This window comes from Citrobacter sp. Cpo148 (genome assembly GCF_030332375.1).
In the GTDB taxonomy this organism is placed as follows: Bacteria; Pseudomonadota; Gammaproteobacteria; order Enterobacterales; family Enterobacteriaceae; genus Citrobacter; species Citrobacter portucalensis.
This window is the reverse complement of record NZ_JAOWHY010000034.1, coordinates 195,181-209,232: the sequence shown is the minus strand read 5'-3', so window position 1 is coordinate 209,232 and position 14,052 is coordinate 195,181. Positions and strand designations below refer to the sequence as shown.

The window sequence follows — 14,052 nt, the reverse complement described above, 5'->3', positions numbered from 1 at the left end:
GAGGAGCCCCTAATCTTAAAGGTGCAAAGACGCAAGACGGAGTATTTCGTTTTGCGTTGTTGTTTTAGTGTCAACAATTCCAGCAACGAGACCATTGCTCATCACCAGAATACGATCGGTAATACCCAGCAGCTCCGGCATTTCAGAGGAAATAATAATAATCCCCTTATCCTTTTTCGCGAGTTCGGCAATCAACTGATAAATTTCAAATTTCGCACCAACATCGATTCCACGCGTCGGTTCATCCAGCATCAGAATTTCTGGCTGGGTTAATAACCAACGACCAATAACCACTTTTTGCTGATTACCGCCAGAAAGTGAACCGATTTGCGTACGATGACCCGGTGTTTTTACCCTCATGGAGTCAATTACCCACTGGGTATCACTCTTCATGCGGGAATTATCCAACAGACCGACTTTGTTTTTGTAATTTTGGATATTAGAAATTAACGAGTTAAAACCAATGTCCAGATACGCATAAATACCGGTTGAGCGGCGCTCTTCCGTGACCAGCGCAAAACCATGGTTGATGGCTTCATTTGCACTGTGGTTATTAATTTTTTTGCCGTGTAGCGTAATCGTACCTGATGATTTCTCACGAATACCAAAAAGCGTTTCAACGATATCCGTGCGTTTTGCGCCTACCAGACCTGCAATCCCAAGAATCTCCCCTTTGTGCAAATCAAACGAGATATCACGAATCGACGGCTGGCGCAGCGAGGTCAGGTTACGCACTTGCAGAATGACTTCACCAGGTTTGTTTTCTTTATCCGGAAAACGTTGGTTCAGTGAACGTCCAACCATCATGGCGATGATCTTATCCATATCCAGCCCTTCCAGCGGCTGGGTCGCAATCCACTGGCCATCGCGCAGAACGGTAATTTCATCGCACAGCTGGAAGATTTCTTCCATTTTGTGAGAGATATAAACAATACCGCATCCACGCTCTTTCAGCTTACGGATGATGGTGAACAGATGGTTAACTTCTTTTTCGGTTAACGATGAAGTTGGCTCATCCATGATGACGATTTTGGCGTCATAGGAGAATGCTTTCGCAATTTCAATCATCTGCATTTGTGAAACTGATAATGTGCCGACACGCGCACGCGGATCGATATCAATATCCAGTTCATCAAATATCGCTTTGGTATCGCGGTACATTTTTTCCTGATCGACAAACATGCCTTTGGTGGGATAGCGTCCCAGCCACATGTTGTCCATCACAGAACGTTGTAATACCAGGTTTAATTCCTGGTGTACCATCGAAATACCATTTTCGAGCGCTTCTTTCGCAGAATGAAAATCGATTTCTTTACCCTGAAATAAAATACTGCCGGAATCTTTTTGATAGATGCCGAAAAGACATTTCAATAATGTTGATTTCCCCGCTCCATTCTCTCCCATTAGGGCGTGAATAGAATGCGGGCGGACTTTTAAATTGACATTATCAAGCGCCTTAACACCGGGGAAGGACTTGTTGATGCCGGTCATTTCCAACAAGTATTCGCCTGACGACTGAGTATGTGTGCTGACCATAATTATACCTTGTTGGCCTTGCAGAGTGCGTTATTAAGGGCGCAATGAAATTGCGCCCACATACGGAGTATTTATTTGTTGGTGAACTCTGCCAGATTATCTTTATCGACACCTACGTACGGAACGCGAACAATCTTGTTCTCAATTTTCCAGTTAGTGCCATCTGCCGCACCTTTACCGTCAGCCAGGTTTTTCGCCAGATCGAAGGTGGCTTTCGCCTGGTTGTTGGCATCGTTCAGCACGGTACCGGCCATGGCGCCAGATTTCACCAGAGCCAGCGCTTCAGGCAGCGCATCCACACCAAATACTGGTACGCTGGTTTTGTTGTGCGCTTTCAGCGCTTCAACTGCACCCATTGCCATCGCATCGTTGTTAGCGATAACCACTTCAATTTTGTTCGCGTTTGGACCAGACATCCACGCATCCATCTTATCTTTCGCCTGAGCGGTATCCCACATTGCAGTATCTAACTGCAGCTGCTCAGTTTTAATGCCTTTGTCGTTCAGCTCTTTAATCACGTAAGTGGTACGTGCTTCAGCATCCGGGTGTCCCGGTTCGCCTTTCAGCAGAACAAACTGAATTTTGCCGTCTTTGTTCAGGTCCCAGTTCGGGTTAGCTGCCCAGTGTTTGGCAATCAAATCACCCTGAATAATGCCGGACTCTTTAGAGTCGGTACCGACGTAATACGCTTTGTCATAGCTGTCCAGCGCTTTACGAGAAGGTTCTTTATTGAAGAATACGATCGGTACGTTCTGTCCGCGTGCTTTTTCAATGACCGTGCCAGCAGCTGCCGGGTCAACCAGGTTAATCGCCAGTGCTTTAACGCCTTTTGCCAGCAGCACGTCGATCTGATCGTTTTGTTTGGACTGGTCGTTCTGCGAGTCGTTCATCAGCAGCTGTACATCTGGTGCCGCTTTGGCATCTTTTTCAATAGCCTTACGTACTACAGACATAAAGTTATCGTCATACTTATAGATAGTCACACCAATGCGGGTATCAGCAGCGTGCGCAGCCGCGCCGAATAACATGCTTGCCATTACAGCAGACAGGGTCAACACCTTCTTATTCATGGTATCTCCGGTTTTATTATGCAGGGTAGTACTTGAGATAAATGCTCGGCAGGCAGAACGTTACTGAAGTGTTACTGAACGCCGAAGCTCACTTTTAAAAAATATTTCTTCCGTGTCTGGCAACGCTCCAAAAACAGGCTTTAATTTTTGTTTAAGGCACCTATACCTCGATGAAAGTGATTATTCACCGTTACATAGTAGTTACAGCGCAACAAACAGTGTCATCATAGCTATCGCATTGTTAATATACTGTGAATTTACTCACATATTGAAAGCGGTTACATCGCGCAACGTTATGAGTTAGTGATCGGTGCCGCATTCTGCCGCAGCGCGACTGAATGACGACGCACCAGCGTTGGCATAAAACAATGCGACGCCTGCGGATCCAACGTGCCAGCCGCACCCTGTAGCGCAAGCTCCGTCGCCATTTTTGCCATTGAGGCAATGGGATAGCGCACAGTGGTTAGCTGCGGATCGGTGTAACGCGCGATGGGAATATCATCGAAGCCAATGATAGAAAGGTGTAATGGAATAGCGATGCCGTTATCTTTTAGCGCAGTCAGCGCGCCGGCTGCCATATTGTCGTTGTAAGCAAAGACCGCCGTCAGTTGTAAGTTACGCCCCAGCAATTCCACCATCGCGGACTCTCCGCCCTGCATATCGGGCGAACCAGTGCCGACCCAGCTTTCTGCCGCAACAATCCCCTGCTCTTTCAGGGCAGTTAACCACCCTTCTTTGCGCATGGCGTCATCTTCAATACGGTGGCTTGATGCCAGATAACCGATGCGTTGATGACCATTATTTAGCAGCATTCGGGTAGCCATTTTGGCACCGCTGATGTTATCCAGGCAGACGCAACGGTGGGCGTAGCCAGGAACAAGGCGGTTGATCAGTACCATGCCGGGGATTTGATCCATAAACTCGGCCAGTTCCCGATCGCTCAGTGCTTTAGAGTGTACAATCAGCGCGTTACAACGTTGGCGAATCAACACCTCAATGGCATGACGTTCTTTTTCCGCCTCATGGTAGCTGTTGCCAATCAGGACATACTTCTGATGCTGCTGGGCAACCATATCCACGGCTTTTACCAGCGCGCCAAAAAACGCATCTGATACATCCATGACGACAACGCCAATCGTGTCGCTTACCTGCGTCGCCAGCGCTTGTGCGTTGGCATTAGGTCGATAGCCAAGCTGAGTGACTGCCTTCATTACCGCTTCACGCGTATCGGGACTCACCAGCGCACTGTTGTTCAGTACGCGGGAAACGGTCGCTACAGAAACGCCAGACTGCCGTGCCACATCACGAATGGTTACCATATTCACTGCCCTGTTTTAGATTGCGGCTGCCCGCAGACACCCCAGGCTGGGTATTTTGTCAGCACAATGAAACGGACTGCGTGAGTGAAGTCACAGGAATGAAAGCGCTTACATCCATTTTGTTAATGAATGTGATCCAGATCGTTATCTGGATGTTCGCGGTAATGATGTCCCCGCAGCACGCAGGGTTAATTGACGCCACAGCCATTCCACCGGGCCCTGCCGGTAGAAACGCAGCCATATGACAGAGAAAAGTAAGTTAATCGCCCAGACAGGGATGACGAAAAACAGCAGCTCCAGCCGGTCAAATTTCATAAATAAACCGGCCTGATAAAACAACGTGGTGCAGATTAAGGTTTGTAACAGATAGTTGGTTAATGCCATGCGCCCCACACAGGCGATAGCAATGACCCATTTGAAGCGACTAAGCTGCGGCCAGAAACCAAACATCAGCGCGGCATAACCAATGGTTTGCAAAGGCGCACCCAACTCTCGCGGGGCTTGTAACAGGAAGGCACACCAGCGGTAGGACCAGTCCAGTTGCCACTGGGCGACGATAGCAGGCAGGTTAATCGCCATGCCGATAATAACCAGCAAAACGCCAGTGCGTCGATAATGCTGCAAACTGTACTGCCCTTTTAGCCAGCCGCTACGCATTAATGCCGCGCCGAGCAGCATCATTCCCGCCAGTTGCCAACCGTATTGCGCACCCAGCGCCAGCAAGCTATTGGACATCATATCCACGCGATTGCTGATTGCTTCCATTCCGCCGTTCACTTTCCAGTATTTTTCATACAGCAACGCTGAAGCATCCGGTGTCCAGGCGCGGCTGGTTTCGCTCCCGGAGATCACTCCCAGCAGCAGCAGTACGCCAACGCCCACCAGATACAGCAGCACACCGGTGTTAAATAAGCTTTTTACCGACGGCGCATCCCGGATCAGCCGCCAACAAATCAGGCCGATCAAGCCATATGCCAGCAGGATATCGCCATCCCAGAAGAGTAAACCGTGAATAAAACCCAACAGCACCAGCAACGTAAGCCGCGACTGGATCCAGCGTTTACCACGCGGGAGCAGCATTTGCAGACCGGCACCGAACAGTAGCGCAAACAGCGTGAGGAATTTTACCTGCGCGAAGAGATCGAGCAGCGCCCAGGTCCAGGCGTCGGATAAGGTGATGTAGCCATACCAGGCGGGATTGAGGTATGCCGCCTTTGGCAAGCCAAAGGCGCTAATATTGAGAAGCAGGATACCAAGAATGGCGACGCCACGAATAAAATCCAGCGTGACATTACGCTCCATGGTTCCTGCCCTAATCAGTTGTGATGACGTACTGCGCGCAGAAATTCCTGACGCGTGTTCTGGCTGGACTTAAACAATCCGCCAAGAGAAGTAGTGGTGGTCGCACTGGTCGCATCGCGAATGCCGCGCGCTTTCACACAGTAATGCACCGCATCAATCGATACCGCCACATTATTCGTCCCGAGCAGCGTTTGCAGCGCGGTGAGAATTTGCTGGGTCAGACGTTCCTGTACCTGCGGACGCTGTGCAAAGAACTGCACAATGCGGTTAATCTTCGACAGACCAATGACCGAATCTTTCGGAATATACGCCACCGTCGCTTTGCCATCGATAGTGACAAAGTGGTGTTCACAGGTGCTGGTCAGCGTGATATCACGAACCGTGACCATCTCGTCCACCTTCATTTTGTTTTCAATGACGGTGATTTTCGGGAAGTTGGCGTAATCGAGGCCGGAGAAAATCTCATCGACATACATTTTCGCAATGCGATGCGGAGTTTCCATCAGACTGTCATCGCTCAAATCGAGATTGAGCAATTGCATAATCTCGGTCATATGGCCAGAGATAAGACGTTTGCGTGTTTCGTTATCCATCTCTTGCACGGGCGGGCGCAGCGGGGTTTCGAGACCACGCGCAACCAGCGCTTCATGAACCAGTGCCGCTTCTTTACTGAGTGATGACATTTCTTCTTCTCCTGCAGGTGGGGCGCCTCTGCCCTGCATGGGGCAAAGTTTTTAGGCTGTGTCACAGCCAGAACATTGTGCGTGAGGCGGCGCACATAATCCAGTATTCACCGTGATAATTATTGAAATTGGCACAGCCTTTCAGCATTGCTGATTTCACTTGTCGTTCAGCCCGGTGACGTCGAGTGTTAATGTAAAGTTATATAGATGATGAAGTATGTTTGCTCAATGCGGAAGTGAAAGTTACTCACAGTGCTATGAATAATCTGTATTATGATGAGTTCGCAAACACATTCAGGTTCAACACAACAAGGAGCCACGCATGGAAATGCTTGAAGAGCACCGCTGTTTTGAAGGCTGGCAGCAACGCTGGCGTCACGACTCCGCCACGTTAAATTGCGCCATGACCTTCAGTATTTTTCTTCCACCACCCCGTGATAACGCCGCGCCTCCGGTGCTGTACTGGCTGTCGGGCCTGACCTGTAATGATGAAAACTTCACTACCAAAGCAGGCGCGCAGCGCATTGCAGCTGAGCTGGGTATTGTTCTCGTGATGCCGGACACCAGCCCGCGCGGCGAGCAGGTTGCCAACGATGATGGCTACGATTTAGGTCAAGGGGCCGGATTTTACCTCAATGCCACCCAGCAGCCGTGGGCAACGCATTTTCGTATGTATGACTATCTGCGTGATGAGCTTCCGGCACTGATTCAGTCGCAGTTTAACGTCAGCGATCGCTGCGCCATCAGCGGACACTCCATGGGCGGCCACGGCGCATTGATTATGGCGCTGAAAAATCCCGGGAGATACACCAGCGTTTCCGCCTTTGCGCCGATCGTAAACCCTTGTCGCGTTCCGTGGGGTGAGAAGGCGTTTAGCGCTTATCTGGGCGAAGATAAAACACAGTGGGCAGAGTGGGATAGCTGCGCGTTAATGCTGGCCAGCAAACCCGCAGACGCGATCCCGACGTTAATCGATCAGGGAGACAGCGATCAGTTTCTTGCCGATCAGTTGCAGCCCGCGGTACTGGCCGAAACTGCCCGTCAGACCGCATGGCCAATGACGCTACGCATCCAGCCTGGTTACGACCACAGCTATTACTTTATTGCGTCGTTTATTGAGGATCACCTGCGCTTCCACGCCCAGTATTTGCTGAAGTAATTCCTGAGTTGAGGGCGGAAGCCCTCTTCATTTCTCCATCATTCCTTCACTTTTTCTCCTTTTTTCTTCCCCAACTATCTTATTGATTAAAAAAGCATTTCACTCCAAATCATATCAAACACAAATGATTTCTATTATCATTTGTGTTTACAAATATTCATACTTTTGTACAATCCCCCCGCTTCTTTACTGAAAAGAGTCCTTAAAAGACAAATACATACAATTGTCATGGCCTTTCACATGACGCGCAGTTTGATTCATTTAAATGGAATGATACAAATGACTATACCTCACGTTAAGGCTGTAGCTGCCGCAGTATGCGTCGCCTGCCTCCCATCACTCGGCCATGCCGCTGAACAAGACACCGTGGTCGTTACCGCTACCGGTTTCGAGCAGAAAATTCAGGATGCCCCGGCTTCAATATCTGTTATTACCAAGCAGCAGATTGAGGACAAAGCCTATCGAGATGTCACCGATGCGCTAAAAGATGTCCCTGGCGTCGTCGTCACTGGCGGGGGAAGCAGCAGCGATATCAGTATTCGCGGTATGGCTTCGCAATACACGCTCTTCCTGGTCAACGGTAAACGCATCAGCACCCGCGGCACACGACCTAACAGCGATAACTCAGGTATTGAACAAGGCTGGTTACCGCCGCTGGAATCCATCGAGCGTATCGAAGTCATCCGTGGCCCAATGTCATCGCTTTACGGCTCCGATGCGATGGGTGGCGTTATTAACGTCATCACCAAAAAAGTGTCGAATACCAAAGCCTGGACCGGATCCTTACACGGCGATGCCACTTTCCAGGAAGACAGAGATTCCGGTGATATTTACCAGACCAATGCCTATGCGTCCGGGCCGCTGGTTGACGGATTACTTGGCGCGAAGGTGACCGGATTATTCTCCCACCGCGCGGAAGATGAAATCGTAAATGGCTACAACGAACAGCGTATGCGTAGCGGGGGATTAACCCTGAACTTTACGCCAGATGATAAAAACGACATCGATTTCGATTACGCACGTGAATTGCAGGATCGCGACAGTACGCCAGGCAAATCCATGGCAGAGGAAAACTGCCGTAACGGAAGCTGTAAGCCCAACAGTAAAAGCGAAAACAAGTATGTGCACACCACGTACTCAATAACCCACAGCGGTTATTACGACGACTTCAACTCCACCAGCTATGTCCAGCAGGAAGAGACCGACAACCCCGGTCGCCAGATGAAGTCCTACAACACGATTTTCAATAACCAGAACCAGGTATTCCTTGGGGCGCACACCCTGACGTTGGGCGGGCAATACCGTTATGAAAAACTACGCGATAACGGCAACCAGCTGCAAGCGGCTGATGGACTGAACAAACTGACCCGCTGGAGCTGGGCGCTGTTTGCTGAAGATGAATGGGCCGTTACCGATACCTTCACGCTGACCGGCGGTCTGCGTATGGATAAGGATGAAAACTACGGTGACAACTGGACGCCACGCGGCTATGGCGTATGGCATCTGAGCGATCAGTGGACCTTAAAAGGCGGCGTTTCCGCGGGCTATCGTGCACCGGATCTGCGCCAGTCTTCTGCCAGTTGGGGACAGGTTACCGGCGGTGGCCGTCTGAACGGAATCATTGTCGGCAACCCGGATCTGAAGCCAGAGAAAAGCCTCAGCGAAGAGATCGGTTTACTGTGGGATAACGGCAACGACCTCAACGCAGGCGTTACGTTGTTCAATACCGACTTTAAAAACAAAATCACCGAAGTTCGCCGTTGTAACAGCAGTTCCGATCCGGCCTGCACCATCGGCGGCACCCATTATGACTTCGTCAGCGATCGCGTTAACGTCGATAAAGCCAATATGCGCGGCGTAGAATCCACCTTCGGCTGGAAAATAACCTCCGACGTCAACTGGACTGCGAACTACACCTACACGGAATCTGAGCAGAAAAGCGGTCAGTTCTCTGGCCAGCCGTTGAACAAAATGCCGAAGCATATGTTTAACACGACGCTGGACTGGCAGGCCACCCAGGATCTCGGTTTCTGGAGCCGTCTGAATCTGCGCGGGAAAACGTCTGAATACCTGAGCCGTACCTCAATGGCACAGGGCACCCCGTCCTATACTCAGGTCGACGTTGGTTTACGTTACTATGCTACCAAGGATCTATTGATGACCGCTGGCGTGTATAACGTGCTGGATAAACAAATCGATTACGATACCTACGACACCGTTCTTGATGGACGTCGTTACACGGTTGGCATGACTTACAGCTTCTAAGTCTGACGCAATAAAAAACCCCGGTACTCATCATGCCGGGGTTTTTGTTATGCTTTTTTATACTGTTACTTCTTCACGCGACCCGGAAATTTCATTTCGCTGTAGCGAACAAAACGGGTTCCTTTGGTCAGCTTATAGCCAAACCAGATAATCAGGAACAGCGGGATACCGATATAGGTAGCCATCACGCCGCCCCAGTCAATGCTGTCTTTCAGGAACGCTTCGTAGTTCTGACCCAGGGTGATAATCAGGCACAGCACAAAGGCGAAGATCGGACCCAGCGGGAAGAAGCCAGAACGGTACGGCAGATCCTTCACATCGTGACCCTGCAGCACATAACCGCGACGGAAGCGATAGTGGCTAATAGCAATCCCCAGCCAGGCGATAAAGCCCGTCATCCCGGAAGTATTCAGCAGCCACAGATACACGGTCTGGTTGCCAAACATTGAAGTCAGGAAGCACAGCCCCGCCACCACGGTGGTCGCATACAGCGCGTTACGCGGTACGCCGCCACGAGACAGTTTACCGAAAATACGCGGTGCTTTACCGTCACATGCCAGGGTATAAAGCATACGCGTGGAGGCGTACATCCCGGAGTTACCTGCCGACAGCACCGCCGTCAGGATAACTGCGTTCATCACCGCTGCCGCAGACAGCAGACCCGCATGCTGGAATACCAGCGTGAACGGGCTAACGCTGATGTCTTTTACATCGTTACGCAGCAGGCTTGGATCGGTGTACGGAATGATCAGGCTGATAATCAAAATCGCGAACACATAGAACAGCAGGATTCGCCAGAATACCTGACGTACCGCACGTGGAATGTTCTTTTCAGGATCTTCAGATTCGCCAGCCGCGATACCGATAAGCTCTGTCCCCTGGAAGGAGAAGCCGACGATCATCGCCACGCCAATCATCGCAGCAAAACCACCGGCAAACGGTGCATCACCGGTCGTCCAGTTGCTCCAGCCCACCGGCTGAGCGCCTTTGAAGATACCGAAAATCATCATCACACCGACCACGATGAAGATAATGACGGTGGTAACTTTGATCAGCGAGAACCAATATTCCGCTTCACCAAATCCGCGAACGGAAATGTAGTTCAGCAGGAAGATAACGCCGAGGAACAGCGCACTCCAGATCCAGCCCGGCGTGTCCGGGAACCACCAGCTCATCACCAGCTGTGCGGCCACCAGGTCAACGGCAATCGTTACCGCCCAGTTGTACCAGTAGTTCCAGCCCAGCGCGAAGCCAAAGCCCTCTTCTACGTAGTTCTGACCGTAGGTGGAAAACGAGCCGGAAACCGGCATATAGGCAGCCAGTTCACCGAGGCTGGTCATCAGGAAGTACACCATCAGACCGATCAGAATATAAGAGAACAACGCGCCGCCTGGACCCGCTGCAGAAATAGTTGCACCAGATGCAACGAAAAGACCTGTACCGATGGAGCCTCCAATGGCAATCATCGTCAGGTGACGCGCCTTCAGTTCACGACGTAGCGTGGGCGCTTCTGTGGTTTTAGTTTCGGAAACCATGTGAAAATGCTATCCATCCAAAAAATGAGGCGCGATTGTAGCAGACGAAATGGCATTCTTCCGGCACAAATACGCTGTTATAAGAGACCTTCATGACTGGCCGCGGATTATAAGTAAAGCAGAAAATTTGCGGCGCACAGCGGTTAAGATATAACCGCCGTTCTATAAAGAGATGACCTTACGACTGTAAGCGCCCTATTCGCCCAGCTCGACCTGGTCGCTGTAATGCAAAAATCGCGTAATGGCATTGGAGATGTGTTTTTGCCTGTGATGCACGCGCCAGAGAGTGCGGACTAAACGCGGCAGCGGCACGGGAACTTCGCTCAGCGTTCCCGCCTGCAGCTGCTCCGCAATGACCCGACGCGACAAGCAGCTGATCCCGAGACCATGGCGTACCGTATGCTTAATGGCCTCTGAGTTACCCAACTCCATTGCCATCTGAAATCTCGGCAGATGAGACAACAGCAGGTAATCCACCAGTTCACGCGTACCGGATCCTCGCTCACGCAGGATCCACGGCGAAGCCGCCAGCTGTTCCAGCGTAACAGGCCCCTTTGTGAGCGGTGACGACGGTGCGGCAAACACCACCAGCTCGTCTTCCAGCCACGGTTCAGAGATAATTTCAGTACTGTGACAAGGCCCTTCGATCAGTCCGATATCTACCCTAAAATCCAGCACCGCATTGATCACATCCTGACTGTTACCCACGCTCAGCTCGAGCGGCAAATCAGGAAAATCCTGCCGATAGCGGGCGATCATAGCAGGCAAGATATAGTTACCAATGGTGCTACTGGCATAGACCCGAATGGCACCATTATCTTCGCGAAAAAGCTGCTCGATTTCGGTCGTTTGCTCAAGTAACGCCAACGCTCGTGGGTAGAGCAAACGCCCGTGCTCATTGACCACTAGCCGTTTGCCGACGCGGTCAAACAGTTGCACGCCGAGTTGCCCTTCCAGATCGGTAAGTGCCGCACTCACCGCCGATTGCGACAATGCCAGCATGACAGACGCCTGGGTCGTTGAACCGCTTTTTAGTACCTCAGCAAACACTTCAAGTTGTCGCAAGGTGATATGCATAGTCGTTTTCCACCGGATATCCGTTACTTACCACTTATAGAGATTAATTATAAATATATAATCAATTTTATTTTTAAACCACTTCGCCGTACTCTTTTACCCAGATAAAGGAGAAGGATATGACAGAACTCACCTTGCAGACTCATCGTCGTACAGCGTGGCATTTTATTCCGGGGCTTGCCCTGAGTGCAGTTATCACTGGGGTCGCCTTATGGGGTGGATCTATTCCCGCCGTCGCAGGTGCCGGGTTCAGCGCCCTCACCTTAGCAATCTTGTTGGGGATGGTCCTCGGCAACACCGTCTATCCGCACATCTGGAAAAGCTGTGACGGCGGCGTGCTGTTTGCTAAACAACATTTATTACGTTTGGGGATCATCCTCTACGGCTTCCGTCTCACCTTCGCGCAAATTGCTGACGTCGGCGTCAGCGGTATCGTGATTGATGTGTTAACGCTGAGCAGTACCTTTTTGATTGCCTGCTTCCTGGGGCAGAAAGTGTTTGGTCTGGACCGCCACACCAGTTGGCTGATTGGTGCGGGGAGCAGCATTTGTGGGGCCGCCGCCGTGCTGGCAACCGAGCCGGTAGTGAAAGCGGAAGCCAGTAAGGTAACCGTCGCTGTCGCCACCGTGGTGATCTTCGGTACCATCGCTATCTTCCTGTATCCGGCAATGTATCCGCTGCTGGCACACTGGTTTAGCCCAGAAACCTACGGCATTTACATTGGTTCCACCATGCATGAAGTAGCACAGGTAGTGGCTGCCGGGCACGCCATTAACCCGGATGCAGAAAACGCCGCGGTTATTGCCAAAATGCTGCGTGTCATGATGCTGGCACCGTTCCTCATCCTCCTGGCCGCACGCGTTAAACAGTTGTCTCCGGCTACGGGCGGTGAGAAAAGCAAAATCACTATTCCATGGTTTGCCATCCTGTTCATTGTGGTCGCGATTTTTAACTCGTTCCACCTGCTGCCGCAGTCGGTTGTGAACATGCTGGTAACGCTGGATACCATTTTGCTGGCAATGGCGATGGCTGCACTGGGGTTAACCACTCACGTTAGCGCACTGAAAAAAGCCGGTGCCAAACCGTTACTGATGGCCCTGCTGCTGTTTGTCTGGCTGATTGTCGGTGGTGGTGCGATTAACGTCGCTGTCCACGCCCTGATGGCATAAACGATCACGACTCACCTCCATTAACCCGCTATACTCTCCCTTTTTGTATTTGAGTATGGCGGGTTAAATTTATGAAATATATCGGAGCGCACGTAAGCGCCGCTGGCGGTCTGGCTAACGCCGCTATTCGAGCCGCAGAAATCGAAGCGACCGCATTCGCCCTGTTCACCAAGAATCAGCGCCAGTGGCGTGCTGCGCCGCTAACCACCGAAATCATTGATGATTTCAAATCTGCCTGCGAGAAGTACCACTACACCTCCGCACAAATCCTGCCTCACGACAGTTATCTGATTAACCTCGGTCACCCGGTCAGCGATGCGCTGGAAAAATCGCGTGATGCGTTTCTTGATGAAATGCAACGCTGTGAACTGCTTGGCTTATCCCTGCTGAACTTTCACCCGGGCAGCCATTTGATGCAGATCCCGGAAGATGAATGTCTGGCGCGCATTGCCGAATCCATCAACATCGTCCTCGCTCAGACCCAGGGCGTTACGGCAGTTATCGAAAATACCGCCGGACAAGGTAGTAATCTGGGATTCAAGTTTGAGCACCTGGCCGCCATTATCGACGGCGTCGAAGATAAGTCCCGTGTTGGCGTTTGTATTGATACTTGCCACGCTTTCGCGGCGGGTTACGATTTGCGTTCCGCAGAAGAGTGCGAAAAGACGTTTGCGGAATTTGAACGCATTGTCGGTTTCAAGTATCTACGCGGTATGCACCTGAACGACGCCAAGAGCGCGTTTGGCAGTCGCGTTGACCGTCATCACAGCCTGGGTGAAGGTAATATTGGCCATGATGCCTTCCGTTGGATTATGAAGGATAATCGTTTTGACGGTATTCCGCTGGTACTGGAAACCATTAATCCGGATATATGGGCCGAAGAGATCGCCTGGCTGAAAACCCAGCAAACAGAAAAAGCAGTGGCGTAACGATCTCC

Annotated in this window: 11 protein-coding genes; 4 read left to right on the top strand and 7 right to left on the bottom strand. The window is 51.0% G+C overall.

What is annotated here, in order from left to right:
- Positions 1-15: 15 nt before the first annotated feature.
- The 5 genes from mglA to folE form a co-directional block, all read right to left on the bottom strand.
- Positions 16-1,536 (bottom strand): galactose/methyl galactoside ABC transporter ATP-binding protein MglA, encoded by a 1,521-nt coding sequence (gene mglA, locus OGY10_RS02810; protein ID WP_003027396.1) that lies wholly within the window; start codon positions 1,534-1,536, stop codon positions 16-18.
- A 71-nt stretch (positions 1,537-1,607) separates the two neighbouring features.
- A complete protein-coding gene (gene mglB / locus OGY10_RS02805; protein ID WP_003027399.1) occupies positions 1,608-2,606 on the bottom strand; it encodes a galactose/glucose ABC transporter substrate-binding protein MglB in 999 nt (332 codons plus the stop codon).
- 293 nt (positions 2,607-2,899) lie between these two features.
- On the bottom strand, positions 2,900-3,925 hold the full coding sequence (galS, locus tag OGY10_RS02800) for an HTH-type transcriptional regulator GalS (RefSeq protein WP_032943995.1): 1,026 nt from the start codon (positions 3,923-3,925) through the stop codon (positions 2,900-2,902).
- A 144-nt stretch (positions 3,926-4,069) separates the two neighbouring features.
- A complete protein-coding gene (yeiB, locus tag OGY10_RS02795) occupies positions 4,070-5,227 on the bottom strand; it encodes a DUF418 domain-containing protein YeiB (protein ID WP_191227002.1) in 1,158 nt (385 codons plus the stop codon).
- Between the two features lie 14 nt (positions 5,228-5,241).
- The gene (folE, locus tag OGY10_RS02790) at positions 5,242-5,910 is read right to left on the bottom strand and encodes a GTP cyclohydrolase I FolE (RefSeq protein ID WP_003027410.1); all 669 of its coding nucleotides are present in this window, start codon (positions 5,908-5,910) and stop codon (positions 5,242-5,244) included.
- Between the two features lie 322 nt (positions 5,911-6,232).
- Here folE and fghA point away from each other — a divergent pair, with 322 nt between their 5' ends.
- Both fghA and OGY10_RS02780 read left to right on the top strand, forming a co-directional pair.
- Complete coding sequence (gene fghA / locus OGY10_RS02785) at positions 6,233-7,069, top strand: S-formylglutathione hydrolase (RefSeq protein WP_008785267.1); 837 nt, start codon at positions 6,233-6,235, stop codon at positions 7,067-7,069.
- A gap of 279 nt (positions 7,070-7,348) precedes the next feature.
- Positions 7,349-9,334: a ligand-gated channel protein gene (locus OGY10_RS02780; RefSeq protein WP_191227001.1), complete on the top strand. Its 1,986-nt coding sequence runs from the start codon at positions 7,349-7,351 to the stop codon at positions 9,332-9,334.
- Positions 9,335-9,399: 65 nt separating this feature from the next.
- Here the strand turns inward: OGY10_RS02780 and lysP are convergent, their stop codons facing one another.
- Both lysP and yieE read right to left on the bottom strand, forming a co-directional pair.
- Positions 9,400-10,869: a lysine-specific permease gene (gene lysP, locus OGY10_RS02775; protein ID WP_003834517.1), complete on the bottom strand. Its 1,470-nt coding sequence runs from the start codon at positions 10,867-10,869 to the stop codon at positions 9,400-9,402.
- A 195-nt stretch (positions 10,870-11,064) separates the two neighbouring features.
- Entirely contained in the window at positions 11,065-11,946 is an 882-nt protein-coding gene (gene yieE, locus OGY10_RS02770) for a DNA-binding transcriptional regulator YeiE (protein ID WP_286576190.1), read from the bottom strand.
- 119 nt (positions 11,947-12,065) lie between these two features.
- Here yieE and OGY10_RS02765 point away from each other — a divergent pair, with 119 nt between their 5' ends.
- Entirely contained in the window at positions 12,066-13,115 is a 1,050-nt protein-coding gene (locus OGY10_RS02765) for a YeiH family protein (RefSeq protein WP_008785269.1), read from the top strand.
- Between the two features lie 71 nt (positions 13,116-13,186).
- On the top strand, positions 13,187-14,044 hold the full coding sequence (gene nfo / locus OGY10_RS02760) for a deoxyribonuclease IV (RefSeq protein ID WP_191227000.1): 858 nt from the start codon (positions 13,187-13,189) through the stop codon (positions 14,042-14,044).
- Positions 14,045-14,052 lie beyond the last annotated feature (8 nt).

What these genes read in the sequence shown, in the direction of transcription:
- yeiB (WP_191227002.1), bottom strand. Translation starts at nt 5,227, where the DNA reads ATGGAGCGTAATGTCACGCTGGATTTTATTCGTGGCGTCGCCATTCTT.
- nfo (WP_191227000.1), top strand. Translation starts at nt 13,187, where the DNA reads ATGAAATATATCGGAGCGCACGTAAGCGCCGCTGGCGGTCTGGCTAAC.
- mglB (WP_003027399.1), bottom strand. Translation starts at nt 2,606, where the DNA reads ATGAATAAGAAGGTGTTGACCCTGTCTGCTGTAATGGCAAGCATGTTA.
- folE (WP_003027410.1), bottom strand. Translation starts at nt 5,910, where the DNA reads ATGTCATCACTCAGTAAAGAAGCGGCACTGGTTCATGAAGCGCTGGTT.
- lysP (WP_003834517.1), bottom strand. Translation starts at nt 10,869, where the DNA reads ATGGTTTCCGAAACTAAAACCACAGAAGCGCCCACGCTACGTCGTGAA.
- fghA (WP_008785267.1), top strand. Translation starts at nt 6,233, where the DNA reads ATGGAAATGCTTGAAGAGCACCGCTGTTTTGAAGGCTGGCAGCAACGC.
- galS (WP_032943995.1), bottom strand. Translation starts at nt 3,925, where the DNA reads ATGGTAACCATTCGTGATGTGGCACGGCAGTCTGGCGTTTCTGTAGCG.
- mglA (WP_003027396.1), bottom strand. Translation starts at nt 1,536, where the DNA reads ATGGTCAGCACACATACTCAGTCGTCAGGCGAATACTTGTTGGAAATG.
- OGY10_RS02780 (WP_191227001.1), top strand. Translation starts at nt 7,349, where the DNA reads ATGACTATACCTCACGTTAAGGCTGTAGCTGCCGCAGTATGCGTCGCC.
- yieE (WP_286576190.1), bottom strand. Translation starts at nt 11,946, where the DNA reads ATGCATATCACCTTGCGACAACTTGAAGTGTTTGCTGAGGTACTAAAA.
- OGY10_RS02765 (WP_008785269.1), top strand. Translation starts at nt 12,066, where the DNA reads ATGACAGAACTCACCTTGCAGACTCATCGTCGTACAGCGTGGCATTTT.